A 1,227-nucleotide genomic window follows, 5' to 3' on the forward strand; every position below is an offset into this window, starting at 1 on the left:
CCTTCGCATCACCCCCGCACCACCCCCGTCCCCCCTTTAGGAGCACGTCATGGGCATCTTCGGCCGCAAGAACGACGACACCGACGCCACCTCGACCAGCTCGGCACCCGCCGCCGTCAACCCCGACCTGGCCGCGCTGACCGGCGAGTACACCATCGACCCGTCGCACACCACGCTCGGCTTCACCGCCCGCCACGCGATGGTGACCAACGTCAAGGGCAAGTTCCTCGACTTCACCGGCACGCTGCACCTGGACGGCAGTGACCCGGCCAAGTCCACCGCGTCCCTGGACGTGAAGATGGAGAGCATCGACACCGGCTCCCCGGACCGTGACGGTCACCTCAAGAGCGCGGACTTCTTCAAGACGGACGAGTTCCCCACGATGACCTTCCGTTCCACCTCCGCCGAGGCCCTCGGTGGCGACGACTACCGCATCACCGGTGACCTGGAGATCCTCGGCACCACCAAGCCGATCACCATCGACCTGGAGTTCAACGGCGCGGCCAAGGACCCGTTCGGCAACGAGCGCGTCGGCTTCGAGGGCAAGGCCGAGATCCTGCGCTCCGAGTTCGGCCTCACCTGGAACGCGGCGCTGGAGACCGGTGGCGTCCTCGTCTCCGAGAAGATCAAGCTGAACTTCGACATCTCGGCGATCAAGAGCGCCTGAGGTCGAGCCATACGGCCAGATCATCGATCTCGGCCTCCACGGCATCGGCGATGCTCCTGCTGAACTCCACGTCCTGATGGACGGCGTTCACCAGGAGCACGCCGGCCTTGCGGTCGGCGGTGGCGTCGAGCTTCCCGACGAGCTGGTCGCCGTAGAGGATCGGCAGCGCGAAGTAGCCCCAGCGGCGCTTGTCGGCCGGCTTGTACATCTCCAACTGGTAGTCGTAGCCGAAGAGTTCGGTGGTGCGCTTCCGGTCGTGGATCAGCCGGTCGAAGGGCGAGAGCAGTGCTGCCCGCCCGCTGAACGGCCGGTTCAGATACGCCGGATCGACCCGCCACTCCCCCTTCACCCCTGCTACGACGGCCGGTTCACCGGCGTCGCCGACGACAGCGGGTTCGACGGGGAGTGCGGTGCCGGTGGCGCGGGCGATGCCGAGTGCGCTCAGCCGCCGTTCGTTCCGGAGACGGCGGGCTTCGACGACGGGGACGGCGGGCTCGTCCGGATAGACGCGGGACGCGAGGTCCCACAGCCGCTCCCGGCCCGCCGTCTCCGGAACGAAC

2 protein-coding genes are annotated in these 1,227 nt (G+C 67.8%); one reads left to right on the forward strand and one right to left on the reverse strand.

What is annotated here, in order from left to right:
- Nucleotides 1-49: 49 nt before the first annotated feature.
- Nucleotides 50-667: a YceI family protein gene (locus JHN63_RS51165; protein ID WP_200691955.1), complete on the forward strand. Its 618-nt coding sequence runs from the start codon at nucleotides 50-52 to the stop codon at nucleotides 665-667.
- On the opposite strand, the gene JHN63_RS51170 is transcribed toward JHN63_RS51165, so the two are convergent.
- The coding region (locus JHN63_RS51170) for a DNA glycosylase AlkZ-like family protein (protein WP_200691956.1) at nucleotides 654-1,227 on the reverse strand (574 nt) is incomplete at its 5' end. The genes JHN63_RS51165 and JHN63_RS51170 overlap by 14 nt on opposite strands.

Source organism: Streptomyces sp. MBT65 (genome assembly GCF_016612545.1).
Lineage (GTDB): Bacteria > Actinomycetota > Actinomycetes > Streptomycetales > Streptomycetaceae > Streptomyces.